The sequence below is a fragment of the Nocardia vulneris genome (assembly GCF_001613425.1).
Classification (GTDB): Bacteria; Actinomycetota; Actinomycetes; order Mycobacteriales; family Mycobacteriaceae; genus Nocardia; species Nocardia vulneris.
In genome coordinates, this window is record NZ_BDCI01000039.1 from 17,929 (window position 1) to 35,597 (window position 17,669).

9 protein-coding genes are annotated in these 17,669 nt (G+C 68.8%); 3 read left to right on the forward strand and 6 right to left on the reverse strand.

All coding sequences use genetic code 11. The features are described 5' to 3' along the window. Positions 1 to 64: 64 nt before the first annotated feature. Positions 65 to 2,251, reverse strand: a complete 2,187-nt coding sequence (locus NVU01S_RS33530) for an MMPL family transporter (protein ID WP_043678516.1) — start codon at positions 2,249 to 2,251, stop codon at positions 65 to 67. A gap of 370 nt (positions 2,252 to 2,621) precedes the next feature. Between NVU01S_RS33530 and NVU01S_RS33535 the strand changes: the two genes are divergently transcribed. Beyond that, positions 2,622 to 8,966 carry a type I polyketide synthase gene (locus tag NVU01S_RS33535; protein ID WP_043678513.1) on the forward strand — a complete coding sequence of 2,115 codons (6,345 nt, stop codon included), beginning with the start codon at positions 2,622 to 2,624 and terminating at the stop codon, positions 8,964 to 8,966. Continuing rightward, complete coding sequence (locus tag NVU01S_RS33540) at positions 8,963 to 10,357, forward strand: condensation domain-containing protein (protein ID WP_043678510.1); 1,395 nt, start codon at positions 8,963 to 8,965, stop codon at positions 10,355 to 10,357. Before NVU01S_RS33535 ends, NVU01S_RS33540 begins: the two co-directional genes overlap by 4 nt. A gap of 16 nt (positions 10,358 to 10,373) precedes the next feature. Here the strand turns inward: NVU01S_RS33540 and NVU01S_RS33545 are convergent, their stop codons facing one another. The 3 genes from NVU01S_RS33545 to NVU01S_RS33555 all read right to left on the reverse strand — a co-directional run bounded on the left by NVU01S_RS33545 (position 10,374) and on the right by NVU01S_RS33555 (position 12,805). Then, on the reverse strand, positions 10,374 to 10,820 hold the full coding sequence (locus tag NVU01S_RS33545) for a nitroreductase family deazaflavin-dependent oxidoreductase (protein WP_043678507.1): 447 nt from the start codon (positions 10,818 to 10,820) through the stop codon (positions 10,374 to 10,376). 78 nt (positions 10,821 to 10,898) lie between these two features. Next, positions 10,899 to 11,579 carry a hypothetical protein gene (locus NVU01S_RS33550; protein WP_043678503.1) on the reverse strand — a complete coding sequence of 227 codons (681 nt, stop codon included), beginning with the start codon at positions 11,577 to 11,579 and terminating at the stop codon, positions 10,899 to 10,901. 140 nt (positions 11,580 to 11,719) lie between these two features. Next, complete coding sequence (locus tag NVU01S_RS33555; RefSeq protein ID WP_043678501.1) at positions 11,720 to 12,805, reverse strand: alpha/beta hydrolase; 1,086 nt, start codon at positions 12,803 to 12,805, stop codon at positions 11,720 to 11,722. 288 nt (positions 12,806 to 13,093) lie between these two features. Here NVU01S_RS33555 and NVU01S_RS33560 point away from each other — a divergent pair, with 288 nt between their 5' ends. After that, positions 13,094 to 15,199, forward strand: a complete 2,106-nt coding sequence (locus NVU01S_RS33560) for an AMP-binding protein (protein WP_043678560.1) — start codon at positions 13,094 to 13,096, stop codon at positions 15,197 to 15,199. Here NVU01S_RS33560 and NVU01S_RS33565 read toward each other — a convergent pair. Both NVU01S_RS33565 and NVU01S_RS33570 read right to left on the reverse strand, forming a co-directional pair. Next, positions 15,192 to 16,613 (reverse strand): MFS transporter, encoded by a 1,422-nt coding sequence (locus NVU01S_RS33565; protein ID WP_052281156.1) that lies wholly within the window; start codon positions 16,611 to 16,613, stop codon positions 15,192 to 15,194. The genes NVU01S_RS33560 and NVU01S_RS33565 overlap by 8 nt on opposite strands. Further along, entirely contained in the window at positions 16,610 to 17,620 is a 1,011-nt protein-coding gene (locus tag NVU01S_RS33570; protein WP_043678498.1) for an alpha/beta hydrolase, read from the reverse strand. The genes NVU01S_RS33565 and NVU01S_RS33570 overlap by 4 nt, the downstream gene beginning before the upstream one ends. Positions 17,621 to 17,669: the final 49 nt, after the last annotated feature.

Here is a 17,669-nt window from a genome sequence, read left to right on the forward strand (position 1 = left end):
GCGATACTATATCGCAACCAACGGGTTGCAACAACTGCGGCAAGGTGTCGGGGGTTTGCACAACTCAGCTGCGGTCGTCTGCGGCGGTGCGGATCTTCCCTTCAGGGATCGGAATGGGAGGCAAGGCTTTCGACACCCGAGCGGGCGACCACCAGCAGAAATCGCCCAGCAATTTCATGGTGGCGGGGACCAGCAGCAAACGCAGGATGGTGGCGTCGATGAGCAGCGCCGTGACCAGACCCAGGGCAATGTATTGCATCATCACGAGGTCGGAGAGGGCAAAGACACCGGTGACCACGATGAGGATCGCGGCGGCCGCGGTGATGATGCGGCCGGTGTGCGCGACGCCGGTGCGGATCGCGTCGGCGGTGGACTCCCCCGCGCGCCGGGCCTCCACGATGCGAGCCAGCAGGAAGACCTCGTAATCGGTGGACAGACCGTAGATCACGGCGACGATCAGCATCAGGACGAGCGGCATGATCGGCTGTGCGGTGAAGCCCAGCACACCGGACCCGTGCCCCTCGACGAAGACCCAGGTGAGCACGCCGATGGTGGCGCCGAGGCCGAGCAGGTTCAGGGCCGCGGCCTTGAGCGGCAGCACCAGCGAGCGGAAGGTCAGGTACAGCAGCGCGGTCGTCGCGAGGAACACCAGTGCGAGCATGAGCGGTAGCCGGTGCAGCAGCGCGTCGATACTGTCGCGCTGCGCGGCCGGCTGACCACCCACCAGTAACGTTGTCCCGCTCGGCAATTCCATCGAACGCAGATAGTCGATCGCCGCGTCGGCCCGGTCCGAGCCCGCCAGGACGGTGTCGGTGGTATAGACGAACGGGTCGGCCGGGCCCGGTAGCGGCGCGGGGAACGGCGCGGCCAGACCCGGCGCCTGATTCGCCCGCACGAGTACCGTCTCGATATCGGCGGTGCGGTAGGTGATCATGACCAGCTGGATCGGATCGATCCGCCGCAGCGGAAAGATCTCGTCGAAGTGCTGCTGCGCCAGCCGAGTCGGGTCCGTCGGCGGCAGGAACTTCTCGGTGATCCCACCGAACGTCACGTGTTGCACGGGGGCGACGAGCAGCAGCAGCCCGGCACACACCGACACCGCGACGAGGAACGGCCTTTTCATGACCGCCCCGGCAATTCTCCCCCAAATATTCTGCCGCACATCGTCTCCGGCCCTGGCTCGGCGAAACCAGGCGAACCCCAGCGCATCCACACGCGGGCCGAGCACCGCGAGCAATGCGGGCAGCACCGTGAGCGCGGCAAGCGCCGCCAGCGTGACGGTGACCATCGCGCCGTAGGCGAACGAGCGCAGAAAACCCTGGGGGAACAACAGGATCCCCGCCGCCGCGGCCACCACGACGGTCGCCGAGAACACCACCGTCCGACCGGCGGTCGGCACCGTCCGCCGGACCGCCGCCGCGCTGTCGTGCCCCGCGGCGAGTTCGTCCCGGAACCGGCTCACGATGAACAACCCGTAGTCGACGGCCAGACCCAGCCCGATCATCGAAACCACCGGCGAAACAAAGGAATTCACCTCGACCACGGCGGTGATGCCGCGGATCACGCCCCAGGCCGCGAGCACGGTCAAGCCGCCGACCACGAGCGGCAATGCCGCCGCGACGACCCCACCGAAGAGAAAGAACAGCAGCACCGCGACGATCGGGATCGCGATCAACTCCAGCCGCCGCTGGTCGCGCACCATGGTGTCATTGAGCGCGCCCGCGACTGCCTGCCCGCCCGCGACCTCCATGTCGACACCCGGAATGTCCAGTCGGCCGGCCACTTTGCCGTAGTTGCGCAGCAGTGTGGTGTTGTCGCCGCCGCGCACCGCGAGGGATGCGAACGCGTGCGTGCGGTCCGCGGAACCGAACAGGTCCGGCAGTGTCAGGCCGGTTTCGGTCGGCCAGTACGTCCCGTTGATCTTCGCGATCTCGTCCGGAAAGCGCCGCGGCAGCTCGTTCAGTCCCGCGACGATCGCAGCGGCCAACACGGGATCGTCGATCGTCTTGCCGGCGGGCGCATGGAACAACAGCAGCAGGTCACCGCTGTGGTCACGGCCGAATACCTCGTCCCGCAGCCGGGCCGCCTGTGCGGATTCCGAGGTCGGATCGTCCCAGCCGCGCGCGCTCAGTTCGCCGCCGAGCCCGAGACCGTACGCACCCAGCGCGAGCATGGCGACAACGACGACGCCGAGCACCGCGAAGCGCCGCCGGACGACGAAATCCGCCCACTGTCCGAAATCGGCGAACAAACGCCGCCTCCTCCTGTGCGTGTGAATTGTTCGACTCGACGGAGCCGCCTGGAACGTACCAGCGGCAGCGTGTCCCGACTATGGAACACACCGGAGTTCCGACAGCGCACAATTCTTGCCGCGAACTGCTGTGATCCATACCTATGACCGCAGAAAAGCAGCAGCTCAGCGGCCGATAGCGGGCTGTACAGCGGCCTGAATTAGGTTGCTTCACAAATAATCTCATGCCTGCTTGCCGCGATCTCCAGACTGTTTCAGAGCACTACGCGCCGCCGATATACTCGACCAGGTTCACTATTGTGTCGGACTTTGTTATACGTATCGTCGAGGTGTCCGGCGATAACGAATGGCCGTATTCGGGAGGACCTCCATGTCGGATATCGCTATTGTCGGTATCGGTTGCCGATACGCGGGCGGGATCGATTCGCCCGAGACATTCTGGGATTTCGTCCTCGACAAAAGGGACGGCGTGGTCGAGGTGCCGCCGGACCGATGGGACTATCGCCGGTACTACGATCCCGAGCCGCGCACGCCTGGCCGTAGCTATACCAAGCACGGCGCGTTCATGACGATCGACCCGTGGGAGTTCGATCCGGACTTCTTCGGCATCTCGGCCCGCGAGGCGACCGTGCTCGACCCGCAGCAGCGCCTGCTGCTCGAGGTGACGTGGGAGGCGCTCGACGACGCCGGCCTCGCGGGTCGCACCGCCGGAACCCCGGTCGGCGTGTATGTGGGCGGGTTCGTGGTGGACCAGTCGGTGATCGGTGTGGTCGGTCCGGCGCTGTTCCACACCGACATGCACACCCCGGCCAGCGCCTCGTACACCATGCTGTCCAACCGGATCGCCTACGCGCTCAACCTCACCGGTCCCGCGCTCACGGTCGACACCGCGTGCTCGTCGTCCCTGGTGGCCTTCCATCTCGCCTGCCAGGCCCTCGACAACGACGACTGTCACATCGCAGTGGCCGGCGGCGTGAACGTCATGTTGCAGCCGGAGACGTTCGTGCTGATGTGCAAGGGCAGCTTCCTCGCCGCGGACGGTCGGTGCAAATCCTTCGACGCCGCCGCCGACGGGTACGGCCGGGGCGAGGGCGCGGGCATGGTGGTGCTGAAGAGGCTCGACGATGCGGTGCGCGACGGTGACCGCGTGTACGCCGTGGTCAAGGCCACCGGCGCCAATCAGGACGGCCGGACCACGGCGATCACCGTGCCGAACGCGGATGCCCAAGAGGCCCTTGCCCGTACGGTGTGCACCCGGGCGGGCCTGACCCCGGATGCGATCACCTACGTGGAGGCGCACGGCACCGGCACCCTGGTCGGCGACCCGGTCGAATTGCGGGCGCTCGGCCGCGCTTTCGGCGCACCGGCGGGCCGCACCGGGCCGCTGGGCGTCGGCTCGGTCAAGGCGACCTTGGGCCACACCGAAGCCGCGGCGGGCGTTGCGAGCGTCATCAAGGCGGCGTTGGCGATTCGGCATCGGGTGATTCCGCCGCAGGGCTGGCTCGACAAGCCGAATCCGGACATCCCGCTCGACGAGTTGGGCCTGCGCATCCAGGTCGACGCCGAACCGCTGCCGCCGCATGCCGATCCGATGACGATCGCGGTCAACGGCTTCGGCTACGGCGGCACCAACGCGCACGCGATTCTCCAGGAGTACCGCGCGCAACCGGCGCCCCCCGGCCCCGCGCCCGCCCCACGGCACTACGGAATCCTGCCCCTCTCCGCCCGCAGCACCGGCGCCGCGCGCGCCATCGCGGGCCGCTTCGCCGATCTGCTCGACGCCGGTGCCGATCCGGACCGGTTGGCCGAGGCCGCCTGGACGCGCTCGGCGCACCACCAGTTCCGCACCGGTGTGCTGATCGGCGACTCCGACGACGTACGGCACCAGCTGCGGCAGTTCGCCGCGGGCGAGGGCCGTGACGCGGCGCGCACGGTCGCGGCCCGCATCGCCGAACCGGTGTTCGTGTTCTCCGGCATGGGACCGCAGTGGTGGGGCATGGCGCGCGAATTGCTCTGCGCCGGTGGCATCTTCGCCGAGACCGCAGCGCTCATCGACGCCGAGTTCGGCAAGCTGGCGGACTGGTCCATCGTCGACGCGCTCCTGCAGCCCGAAGCGGAGTCGCGGGTCTCGCGCACCGAGGTGGCGCAACCGGCCAACTTCCTGGTTCAGGTGGCGCTGGTGAGCGAGCTGGCCCAGTACGGGATCACCCCGGCCGCGATCATCGGCCACAGCGTGGGCGAGGTGTCGGCGGCCTATGTCAGCGGGATGCTCTCGCTACGGGAGGCCGTGCGGGTCGCCTACCACCGGGCCAGATTGCAGGCGAGCACCGCGGGCTCCGGCGGCATGCTGGCCGTCGGCCTGCCGCTCGAGCGGGCCCGCGAACTCGTCGCCGACGACCCGCGCGTCGATCTCGCGGCGATCAACAGCGCGAGCTCGCTCACGTTCTCCGGCGACCCGCAGCGCCTGGACGAGATCGCGGAAATGCTCACCGAGGACGCCGCTTTCGCGCGCCGGCTGCGGGTGGAGGTGCCCTACCACAGCCGGTTGATGGACCCGATCCTCGCCGAGCTGCGGGCCGAGCTCGCCGACCTCGCGCCCAAAGCGCCCACCGTGCCGCTGTATTCAACGGTGACCGGCGAACTCGTCACCGCGGGGACGTGGGACGCCGGCTACTGGTGCGCGAACGTCCGTCAGCCGGTGCGCTTCTACGACGCGGTGGTGCGGGCGATCGGTGCGGGCAGCCGGGTGTTCCTCGAGGTCGGCCCACATCCGGTGTTGTCCGGCAACATTCGGGAGGCCCTGGTCGAGGCCGATGTGCACGGCACCACGGTGCCGACGCTCGATCGCAAGACCGCCGATTCCGTGAGCATCCGCCGCACCCTCATCGGCCTGTACAGCGCGGGTGTGCTCGACCCGGAGCAACTGTTCCCGGCCGGCGGTCCGCGGACCGCGCACGTCCCGCTCCCCCGCTACCCGTGGCAGCGCACCCGATTGCAGTCGACACTGCCCCTTTTCGAGCAGGCCAGGCTCGGCTCCCCGGACACCTACGCGATGCTCGGCGATCCCGATGTGGAGGGTCGCGCGGACTGGCTGCTCCAGGTCGGCACCGAATTGCTACCGTGGCTGGCCGATCACGTGGTCAACGGCGTCCGGATCATGCCGGGCGCCGCCTACCTGGACGCGGCACTCAGTGCAACGGCCACTCGGCTCGGCGTCAAACGCGTTGCGCTGGAGCAGGTCCGCTTCGTCGCGCCGTTGATCATGGCCGCACCGGATGTGCCGCTCATGGCGCTGAGTGTGGAGGAGTCCAGTGGCCGCTTCCTGATCCGGTCCCGCAACGCGACCGGAACGGCCTGGACCGTGCACGCCTTCGGGCGCACCCTCACCGGCAGTCACCTTCCTTCGAAGGCAACCGTTCCAGAGATCGAGGTCGGTATCGATATCGACCCGGACATGTTCTACACCGGGCTGGCCGCGGCGGGGCTCCAGTACGGTCCGTCGTTCCGCCGGGTCACGTCCATGCGGGTCGGTCGGGATACGGCGGTCGCCACCGTCGACGGCACGATCGCCGCGGACTCCGGCCATCTCGCGCACCCGGCGGTGGTGGACGCCGCCATGCAAACGGCGGCACTGCTTTTCGCCGACGAGCGGATCAACGAGGGCATCATGGTGCCCGTCGGCGTGGCCGCCGTCCGGTTGCTCGCCCCGATACCCGAGCGGGCCACGGTGGTCGCCCGCCGCGACCCCAAGGCGCGGTTGCGCGCCGATGTCGACGTGCTCGACGCGGAGCACAATCTCGTCCTGCGCCTGACCGGACTCCAGATCGGCGCCTTGAAGCCCGGTGACGATCCACTGCACCGGATGGCCGAGTTCTACTACCGCGAAACCATGGAGCGACGCGACCCCATCGACCAGACCGCACTGCCGAACGTCGGCACGGCCACGATCTTCGTGATCGGGCTCGGAAAGAGCCCTCGCGCCGAGCAATTGGCGGCCGCGATCCCGGGCGCCCGGCACTACCTCGCCGGACCGGATCTGGAAACGACGCTCACCGAGCAGCTGCGGCAGTCCCGCACAGACGAATCCACCCGCCTGCACGTGTGCGTGGTCGCCGGTTCCGGCACCGATGATCTAGAGGATCTGCGCATGTTGCAGCGGATCGCCGTCGCGGTGCGTGAATTCGCGGATCCGAAGACCGAGGAGCAGACACCGCAGTCCGTCTTCGGCGACGGTTCGGTGCACGTCACGCTGATCACCGAGCGCGCGTTCACGGTGCCGGACAGCACGATCGCGCCGGATTCGCACCAGTCCGCGCTGGCCGGGGCACGGCGGGTGCTGCTGAACGAACAGACCTCGTTGCGCTGGCGGCTGATCGATGTGGCCCCCGAGACCGGTATCGCCGAGATCGTCACCGAACTCGCGATACCGGGCGCGTTCTCCTACGACAACACCGACGAGGTGCTGCTGCGCGACGGTCAGCGCTGGGCCCCGGTGGTGACCAAGCCGCTGCCGGACCGTCTCGCGGCGCACGACACCGCGGCACCGCTCGCCGACCCGGAGGCGAACTTCGAGCTCGAACTCCCGCGCACCCGGCTGCTGTCGGCGCTGGCCTGGCGCGAATGCCCGCGCCGCGCACCGGGCCCCGGGCAGGTGGAGGTGCGGATGCAGGTCATCGGGCTGAATTACAAGGATCCACTCAAGGTTATCGGCCTGCTCGGCGAAAGAGAGCTGGCACCAACCTATTTCGGCACTGTTCCCGGGATGGAGGGCGTCGGCACGGTGGTGCGGGTCGGCCCCGGCGTCGACGGTCTCGGCGTCGGCGATCTGGTGGCGGTCGCGGCGAAGGGCATGATGCGACGCTTCGCCCTGATCGACCGGCAACTCGTCATCCCCCTGCCTGCCGATACCGACCCCGGTTATTGCACCAGCGCCATCGCTTTCGCGACTGCCGAATACGCCCTACTGGAGCTGGCACGGCTGGAGCCGGGCGAGACGGTTCTGATCCACGGCGCGGCCGGTGGAGTGGGCACGGCCGCCATCCAGGTCGCGAAGGCGCGGGGCGCGCGCATCATCGGCACGGCCAGCACCGACGAACGGCGCAGGCACATCCTGGATCTCGGCGCGGATCACGCGGTGAACTCGCGCTCGCTCGACTTCGTCGACGACGTGCTCGCCCTGACCGGCGGCGTCGGCGCAGCGGTGGTGCTCAGCAGCGCTCCCGGCGAGATCCTGCGGCAGAACTTCACCGCCGTCGCCGAATTCGGGCGCATCGTCGAGGTCGGCAAGGCCGATATCTACACCGGTGGCCTGCTGGAGCTGGCCAATTTCGACAAGAACGTGGCCTACTACTCGATGGATCTCGACCGCCTGGTCGCGGTCCACCCGCAACGACTGGCCGGCCTGCTGCAGCGGGTGTACGAGCAGGTCGTGGCGGGCGTCTATCGGCCGCTGCCGTACAAGATGTTCGAAACCCACGAGGTGGGAACGGCTTTCGAGGAGGTGATCCGCTCGACCGGACTGGCTCGGATCGCGTTGCGCATCGATGCGCCGCACCCGCCGGTGCGGCCGTACCTGCCCGATATCGAGATCCACGAGCACGCGAGCTATCTCGTCACCGGCGGGTTCGGCGGCTTCGGCATGGCCACCGGGCGCTGGCTGGTGCTGCGCGGCGCGCGCAGGCTCGTGCTGCTCGGGCGCAGCGGAGCGAGCACCGATGAGGCCCGGCGGCAACTCGAGGCGTGGCGGACCGTCGGCGTCGAGGTGATCGAGGCACTCGTCGATGTCACCGACACCGCGGCCGTCGCCGCGGTGCTCGCCCGCGCGCACACGGCCGAACATCCGCTGCGCGGGGTGTTCCACGCGGCGGGCGCGGTGTCCGACAACCGCATCGAGCTCATGACACCCGAGCAGCTGGCGCAGGTGTATCGGCCGAAGGTGCACGGCGCCCGCGCCCTGCACCGCGCGGTCACCGAGGCGGGCATCGAGTTGGACATGTTCGTGCTGTACTCCTCCGGCGGCTCGATGTACGGCATCTACGGCCAATACAACTACTGCGCGGCCAATGTCGCGGTCGAGGCGCTCGCCGAGGAATGGGCCAGGGCGGGCGAGCGCGCCCTGTGCATCGGCTGGGGTCACCTCTCCGGCGCGACCGGCGGGATGGCCGCCGACGCGACCGCCACCAAATATCTCGACCTGGTCGGCTTCGGCCCGATCGATATGGCCGACGCCACCGCGTATCTGGAGCAGACGCTGCGCCTGCGCGACACCAACGCCGCCATCATCCCCACCGACTGGGCCAAACTCACCGGCACCTTCCCGCAGCTGACCCGCACCGGCCGGACGATCGAGCTGGCCAAGGCCTCGGCCAAGGACACCTCCGAATTGGCCCGCCTGCGTGCCGAACTCGTCGACCTGGACGACAGCAAGCGCGGGCCGTTCATCGCCCGCAAGATGGCCGCGGAACTGGCCGTGGTGATGGGCGTGCCGGTGGAGTCGATCGATATGACGGTGCCGGTGCCCGAACTCGGCCTGGATTCTCTGATGGCCGTGGAACTCGGCGCACGGGTCACCAAAACGCTCGGCATCGACCTTATGTCCTTGCAGATGGGCCGATCGTTCAGCCTGGAACAGGCCGGACCCAAGGTCGCCGAACTCGTTCTCGCCGCCGAACCCGGCCGCCCGCAACCGATCCCCGAGCCGGTGGCGGCGCCGTGATCGACCTCGGACTGATCGACGAGTGGAACCCGCCGCCCGGCCGCCTGGTGACCTGGGTCGCCACCCCGGCGGCCGTGGCGCGGGCCGCCACCGCCCCGGCGCATCCGGCGCCGCCCTCGCACCAGCAGGAGGAGTATCTGCGGTTGGCCGACCGGCACGCGGCGGCGGACTTCCGCTATTCGGGCCTGTGCCTGGTGACCGCCGAAATACCCGCGGGTGAACTCGATTACGCCGCGATGACGCGCAGCATCAACGCGTTCCTGTTGCGCCACGACACCTTTCGCACCTGGTTCGCCATGGCACCCGACGGCACGGTCCGGCGGCACCTGGTACCCGAAGAAGTGGTCGAGTTCGCGCCGATCGACTACGGCGAACTCGACGACGCGGCCGCCATCCGCGAGCACGTGCAGAAGACGACCCCCGGCCCGTTCCAATGGGATTGCTTCTCCTTCGGCGCGATCGCGCACGGCGAGTCGACCACGGTCTACCTCGCGGTGGACCATCTGCACACCGACGGCCTCGGACAGTACCTGTCCTGCGCCGACCTGGCCTACCTCTACGCCCGGGAGGCCTGGCAGGTCGGCGACCTGCTCGACCCCACCGCAAGCTATCTCGAATACTGTTGCGCCGAACGCGAACTCACCGCCCGCCTGAGCCTCACCTCGCCCGGTGTGCAGAAGTGGCTGGAATTGATTCGGGGCAACGACGGCGAATTGCCCTCCTTCCCGCTGGATCTCGGCAAACGTACCGATGGCTACAACCGCAGCGCGCATCGCACGAGCACGCTGCTCACCGAAGCCGAGGCACGCCGGTTCGAGCAGGTCTGCCGCAGCCACGGGGCCGAGTTCGTGGGCGGGATCTTCGCCGCGGCGGCCCTCGCCGAAGCCGAACTCACCGGCAACGACTACTACTTCGGCATGACCCCGATCAGTACCCGCACCACTCCCGCCGAACGGGCCTCGGTGGGATGGTATGTCGCGCTGGTACCGGTCGCCTTCCCGATCACCACCACCGCCTTCGGCCGGGTGGTGACGATCGCGCAGCGGGCCTATGAGAACGGGATCCGGCTCGCGCCCACGCCCTTTCATCGCGTACTCGAACTATTGCCCGCCGACACCGACGTCGACGTGCGGCCCGGCTGGGCGGCACCGATGATCTCGTTCGTGGACGCGCGCGACTTCGTCGGCCACGAATTCTTCGACCTGGTGCACGGTGGCATCTTCGCCAACCGGGCCGCCTCGGAGGAAGTGCTGGTCTGGATCAACCGGATGCCGTCGGAAACGACGCTGAGCGTCATCTACCCGGATACGCCGGTGGCGCACGAGTCCGTGCGCCGCTACGTGGCGGCGATGCGGACGATCTTCGCCGCGGTGGCCGGCCGATCGTCGTAGTCCCGGCCTCGGTGTCCTACCGGTGCCCGGGCTCCAGCACGAAGACCGGGATCACCCGCTCGGTCTTCTCCTGGTATTCGGCGTACGGCGGATACGCGGCGAGCGCGCGGGACCACCACACGGCCTTCTCGTCCCCCGTGATCTCGCGGGCCGTCATATCGTGATGCGCGGCCCCGTCCTGGAGTTCGACGTGCGGATCGGATCTGAGGTTGAAGTACCACACCGGGTGACGCGGGTAGCCGGCCTTGGAAGCCACGGCGGCGTAGCGCCCTTCGTGCTCCACGCGCATCAGCGGGATCTTGCGGATCTTGCCGCTCTTCCCGCCGCGCATGGTGACGATGACGACGGGCAAGCCGGTATCCCAGAGCGTCGTTCCCTGTGTGCCGCCCGACTTTTCGTACAGCTCGACCTGTTCGCGTATCCACTGCGCCGGGCTCGGCCCGTACTCGCCCTCGAACGGCATCGCATGCACCCCCGTCGTCGCGTACCGATCATGGTACGCACCTGGACAAGAGCAACCTCGGGAATCCGCCGGGGCAAGCTAGGCGACCAACTCCATCACCCCGCGCGGGGCGGCGGCAGGCTCGGTCGGAAAGCCGAACCGCACCAGCCGGTGCGGCGGGTCCATCTCGAAGTGGGCGGTGGACGCGGGCAGGAAGCCGCCGATCATCTTGTCCAGCATGGTGTTCACGTGCGCGAAGCCCGGCCGCAGGTACACCGGCCAGCAGCGCACACGGCCCGCGGGCACCTCGACGATGGTCGGCTTCTGCACCCGGGCGAGCACCGGCCAGTGCACCGAGAACGCCAGCCACAGGTCCAGCGACAGCTCCGCGCCCGCGTAGAAATCCAAGCCGCGGAGCAAGGTCAGCCCACCGAGGAACGGCACCACGTCCGACGGGAAAGGCGCTATGCCGCTGCCGAATTGCAGGTGCGTGGTGTCGAGGAAGTGCGCCTCCTCACGGGACACCACGACGCCCCGCGACCGCGTTTCGGCCCGATAGTCCGCCGCGCGCAACCAGCCGCCCGCCCGGCTGAACCGCTGTTCGACGGTCACCGTCGTCGCGGCCTCGCCGGTCCGCAATTCGAGCGTCGAGTGGTAATCGAGTTCAGCCCTCGTCACCACACTGGTCACCTCGAACGACGGTGGCTGATCGGCGACTCCCCCGGTGTACACGGATTTCTCGCCATCGGGAATCACGGGATCACGGAACGTGGCGCCCACATTTCCTCCTTGGTGGCCGGAACAAACCTTCGATCCCCATTCAAATGCGTTCCGGCCGAGGACTCGGCTCGAATTCACCGGCGCTACGACGACTCACAAAATCAGCGCGGCCCGAAGTGGGGCCCGCACAGGTCATCCGGTTACGGGCCGAGCGCCGCACGCAGTACCGGCCAGGAGTTGTGCAGGTCTTGCTGCCAATAGCCCCAGGAATGCGTGCCCTCCCGCACATCGAACGTCGCCGGAATATTCAACTCCCGCAGCCGGGTACGCAGTTGCGCCGTGCAGGCCGACGCGACGACGTCCAGCAGGCCGCCGACCGTGAGCTGATCCAGCAGTTTCAGCGGATCCGCGTCGATGCCGGGTCCGTCCAGCGTGTCGAGCGGCCCCGGACGGCCGCTTCCCGTCGACACGTAGATGGTCGTGCCGCGCAGCCGATCCGCGTGCAGGTAGGGATCATTGGCCGCCCAGGCGGGATCGGTGGGCGGGCCCCACAGGTTCACCGGGTTGCCCTGCTTGCCGAGCACCACGGCATCGACCATCGCCTGCCCGAACGGATCGCTGGTGCGCACACAGCCGCTGTAGGAACCGATCGCGCGAAACCGGCCGGGCGCCGCCAGGGCCAAGCGGAACACCGCCGAACTCGCCATGGAGGGCCCCGCAATGGCATTCGCGCCGGTGCCGCGGAACGCCGAGTCGATGATCGCGGGCAATTCCGTGGCAAGGAAGCTCGTCCACTGCTGCCTGCCGAGGATCGGATCGTCGGCGCGCCAGTCCGCGAAGAAGCTGCCGCCCCCGCCGACCGGCATCACCACCGTCACTTGCTGATCGGCGAAGAAGCGCTCGGCGTCGGTCTCGGTGAGCCAATTCCGGCTGTCGCGCCACCGCCCGGGCTCGCCGCCGCCGTCGACCCCGTTGAGCAGATACAAGGTCGGCGCAGGCTGCGAAACATTCACGGCCGGAAGCACTTCGACCGGCACGGCCCGGCCCATCGCCACGGAGTGCACCGTGAGGTCGAGCACACGTCCCGGGCCCGGCCGCACGTCGATCAGCCGCGACCCGTTCGCCGACGGCCGCGCCGCCGCAGCCGCCTGGTCCGCGATCGCAGCCGCCTGGTCCGCGATCGTCGCCGCCTGGTCCGCGAAAGCCGCTGCGCCGGAGCACAGCACGACCGCGACGCCGAGCAGTGCAGCTACCCGGCGGCCGAGCTGTCCGTCCCCGCTGCCCATCCGCACCTCCGCACACCACCAGGCGTAATCGCCCGACGGTAAGCCGCGTTCGAGGCCGTGCGCCGCAATCCCGGTGCGGATTGGGTGGATTCACATCGCCGCCGGTGCACCGTTGGGCAGCGCACACAATGTAGGAGTAAATGGTGAGCAACTGGGCAGATCAGCCCCATACTGGGAGCGATTGCAGGTTGCCGATCCGCTGACGCATCGGCGCGACGGGTGACCCGCGGATCGAGGGGCACCCGCCGGCCCCGAGCTGTTCGAACCGGCCGACGAGAAGTGCGTGAGTTGGTTACCGACGTCATCGATGTGGGGGCGGACTTCCCGGTCGCCCGTAAAGCGCTGTGGGATCTGTTCTTGGAACCGCAGACCTATCCACGGTTGTTCGCCGGAATAGGCGCCTGCGAGCTCGTGGAGGAGAGTCCGGACAGCCGGATCGTGCGGGTGCGCATCGGCACCGCCGAATCCGGCATCCGCACCCATCAGCTGCGCCTCACCGTGCGCCGCTGGTACGAGAGCTTCGAGCTGCAGTGCCCGGGTACCGGCAGTTTCGTGTCGGTCCGGCTGCGCGGCGACGAGGAGCGCACCAAGATCGTCGTCACCGTGTTCGCCCCGGGCCGGCTGCATCCCGGGATCGCCGAGGGGTCCAACGCCGCGGTGATGTCCTGGGTGAACGCCGGCCTGCGGCGCGCGGTCGACGTCATCCGCGGCGCGCGGACCTCGACCGTGGTCAACGCCGAGAACTCGCCGCTGCGCAGGCAGGTGAGCGTCGCCAAACAGATGGTCACCGTCGGCGTCGGGCGCACCAGCAGCCTGGCGACCGGCGTCAAACAGGCCCGCTCCCTTGCCAAGTGGGGCTTCAACCTGGCGGGCGGCTACGCCACGGCGGCCGCGTATGCACCGGACCGGATCGCGATCATCGACGATTCCGGCACCCGCACCTTCGCCGAGATGCACACGCGGACAAGCGCACTGGCCGGCGCGCTGGCCGCGCTCGACCTCGGCTTCGGCGACACCATCGGGCTGCTCGCCCGCAACCACGCCGGCATGGTCGAATGCATGGTCGCCGCAGGCAAACTCGGTGTCGACGTGGCGCTGTTGAACGTCGGCCTGTCCGGCAGGCAGATCGAGGACATCGTGCAGCGGCACCGGCTCGCCGCGTTGTTCGTCGACGGCGACCTCGAGCGACTGGTCCACTATCTGCACGCCGACCTGCCGCGCTTCAACACCGACGGCCGCCCGCCGGTGCCGGGCCGGGCCACCCTCGACGATCTGATCGCCGAGGGCGAGCGGCCGTTCCGGCTGCCGAACCGCGCGGGCAGGCTGATCGTGCTGACCTCCGGCACCAGCGGCACCCCCAAGGGCGCGCGCCGCCCGGAGCCGAAGGGCTTCGGCACCATCGCCGCGCTGCTGTCGCGGATTCCGCTGCCGATGGCGGAGCCGATGCTCATCCCCGCGCCGCTCTTCCACACCTGGGGCCTGGCCGGTTTGCAGATCAGCACGCCGTTGCGGGCCACCGTCGTGCTGCCGGAGCGCTTCGACGCCGAGGACTGCCTGCGGCTGGTCGCCGAGCACCGCGTCGCCAGCATGATCGTGGTGCCCACCATGGTGAACCGCATCCTCGATCTCCCGGCCGCGGTACGCGCCCGCTACGACACCTCGAGCCTGCGCGCCGTCGTCAGCTGCGGCGCCCCGCTGGCCGGGGCGACGGTGCTGCAGTTCATGGATGTCTACGGCGACATCCTCTACAACGTCTACGGTTCCACCGAGGTCTCCTGGGCCACCATCGCCACCCCCGACGATCTGCGCACCGCGCCGACCACCGCGGGCAGGCCACCGCTCGGCACCCGCATCGCGGTGCTCGGCCCCGATCAGCGACCGGTGCCGCTGGGCGTCACCGGGCATATCTTCGTGGGCAACCACATGCTTTTCGACGGCTACGTGAACTCCGCGCCGCCCACCGAGGCCGACGGCATGCTCGACACCGGCGATCTCGGCTACCTCGATGTCGCGGGCCGGCTCTTCATCGCGGGGCGCGACGACGAGATGATCATCTCCGGCGGCGAGAACGTCTTCCCCCGCCCGGTCGAGGAGGCCCTGGCGCATCTGCCACAGGTCAGCGAGGTGGCCGTGGTCGGCGTACCGGACCAGGAGTTCGGCCAGCGGCTCGCCGCGTTCGTGGTGAAACGCGAAGGGGCGGGGCTGGATTCGGACATGATCCGGTCCTATATCCGGCATCGTCTGAGCCGCTTCTCGGTGCCGCGCGACGTCACCTTCCTGCCGACGCTGCCGCGCGGTGAAACCGGCAAGATCATCAAACATCTGCTCACCGGCGGCCCGCCGGCGGAGGGTTCGGTGCAATCCCCGCTCGGCGGGCCCCACCTGGTCACCTGAGCTTGTCCGCCGGATCGGGCAGCGCGAGGGTCGCCGCGCCCACGGCGAGTGCCCCGATCGCGATGGCCGACAGCATCAGCACGCTGCCGCTCAGCGTGTGGACGCGAAAGAACACGACGCTGAGCAGCGCCAGCCCCACCGCGTTGCCGATCTGCTCGATGGTGGGCAACTGACCGGACGCCTCGGCCATCTGACGCTCACGCAGGCCCGACAGCATCAGCGGTTGCAGCTGCACCCCGAACAGACCGACGCCGAGTCCGGACAGAAAGACCGGGCCGAGCGCCAGCGCCAGATTCACCTCCCCGCCGGTCAGGCGCAGATATCCCGCACCGACCGCGACCAAGGCGCCGTACCCCGCGATCCCGCCCGCGAGTATCTTTACGCCCCAACGCTTTACGAGAAACGGTGAGGCGAGCGCACCCGCGCCCGCCCCGAGCGCGAACGGTGTCATCGCGATGCCGGTGCGCAGCGGCGAGAAGTGCAGGATGTCCTGCAGGGTGATCGAGACGGTGAACACGAACGCGGTGAACAGGCCGAAGAAGCACGCCACCAGTCCGGCGCCGATCGCGAAACCGCGGTCGGCGAACAGATCCAGGCGCACCAGCGGGCTGCCGCCGCGCCAGACCAGCCTGCGCTCGTAGCCGAGGAATACCGCGCCCAGCGCCAGCGCCGCCGCAAGCACCACGAAAGGGACCGGACGCCAACCGTTCTGCTGGATATCGACGAGCGCGGCGAGCAATGCGAACAGGCTGACGGTGGACAGCGCCACCCCGCCGAGATCGAGCCGGTCGCGTTCCGGCGGCTGGTCGAGCCGAAGGTACCGGTACCCGAGCGCGAAGGCGAGCAGCCCGATCGGCAGATTCATCAGGAACACCGAATGCCAACCGAGACCGGCGATATCGGCCGTGACCAGCACGCCGCCGACGATCGGTCCGAGCATGCCCGCGAAGCCCGCGGTCGCACCGTAGAGCGCGAACACCACCTGGTGCCGGCTGGGTGGGAAGCTCGCGATCAGGATGGCGATGGTCTGCGCGGCCATACCCGCGCCCGCAGCGCCCTGGAAGATGCGTGCGATCACCAATTCCACGGCGCTGGTAGACATTCCGCACCACACCGAGAACACCGTGAAAGCCGTGACCGACACCAGGAATACCACGCGACGGCCCAGGATGGCCCCGATCCGCGCGGCGGTCAGCAAGGTGCACGCGAAGGCCAGCGAATAGCCGGACACCACCAGCAACTGCTGTGCCGCCGACGCGTTCAGGTCGGCGGTCAGCTCCGGCAGCGCGGTATTGACGATGGTCACGTCGATCATCTGCATGAACACCGCGATGAGGCAGCCGGTGAACGCGAGCCACGCGTCGAGGCCACCCGCGAGCCGGATATCGGGCAGCTTGGCGCCGAGCGCCCTCACCGGTGCAACGCCGCATCGAAGATCGGCCAGGAGTTGTGCAGGTCCTGCTGCCAGTAACCCCACGAGTGCGTGCCCGTCGCGCGCAGGTCGACGGTCGCCGGAATGCGCAACTCCCGCAACCGGTCTCGCAGCTGCCGGGTGCAGACGTGCGCGATGGCCTCCAGCGGTGCGCCGAAGATCAGCTGATAGGTCAGTTGCAGCAGATCGCCGCGGACGCCGTCGACGGTGTCGTAGGGCCCCGGATTGCCGTTCCCGCTGGCCACGTATATCGCTGTGCCACGCAACTTTTCGGCGTGCAGGTAGGGATCGTTGGCGGCCCACGCGGGATCGCTCGGCGGTCCCCACATGTTCACCGGATTACCCTGCTGACTGGCGACCACCGCGTTGACCACGGCCTGACCGCGCGCGTCGCTGGTCCGTACACACCCGCTGTACGAACCGATCGCGCGATACACCCCGGGCGCGGACAGGGCCAGCTGGAACACGGCCGTGCCCGCCATCGAGATCCCGGCGATCGCGTTCGCGCCGGTCGTGTTCAGCATGGCGTCGACGATCGGCGGCAGCTCCCGCGTGAGAAAGGTGGCCCAGCGCTGCTTGCCCAGCGCCGGATCGTCGGCGCGCCAGTCGGTGAAGTAGCTGCCCTCGCCGCCGAACGGGATGACGATATTGACCTGTTTGTCGGCGAAGAACTCCGCGACATCGGTCGCGTCGGCCCAATTTCGATCTATCCCGCCATCTGCGCCGTTGAGCAGATACAGTGTCGGCGCCGGTATCGAATCATCCGGTGCCCGAAGCACTTTCAAGGCCACCGGTTTTCCCATCAACGCGGAGTGGACGATCATGTCGATGCCTGCCCGGCCCTCGGCGAAGCTCAGCACGCGCGAGCCGTCCGGAGCAGTCACCGGCGGCTCGGCGCGCGCGGTGCTCGTGAGCAGCGCGCCCACCAGCACCGCGGTCGCGCACCGCGCCGCGAGCACCGACGCGCCCCGGAAAATCCGATCGACCACGCGGCACCTCCGGCCACTTCGTGCACTCGTCCGATGTGCGCAGACGCTA

What these genes read in the sequence shown, in the direction of transcription:
- NVU01S_RS33555 (WP_043678501.1), bottom strand. Translation starts at nt 12,805, where the DNA reads ATGGGCAGCGGGGACGGACAGCTCGGCCGCCGGGTAGCTGCACTGCTC.
- NVU01S_RS33545 (WP_043678507.1), bottom strand. Translation starts at nt 10,820, where the DNA reads ATGCCGTTCGAGGGCGAGTACGGGCCGAGCCCGGCGCAGTGGATACGC.
- NVU01S_RS33535 (WP_043678513.1), top strand. Translation starts at nt 2,622, where the DNA reads ATGTCGGATATCGCTATTGTCGGTATCGGTTGCCGATACGCGGGCGGG.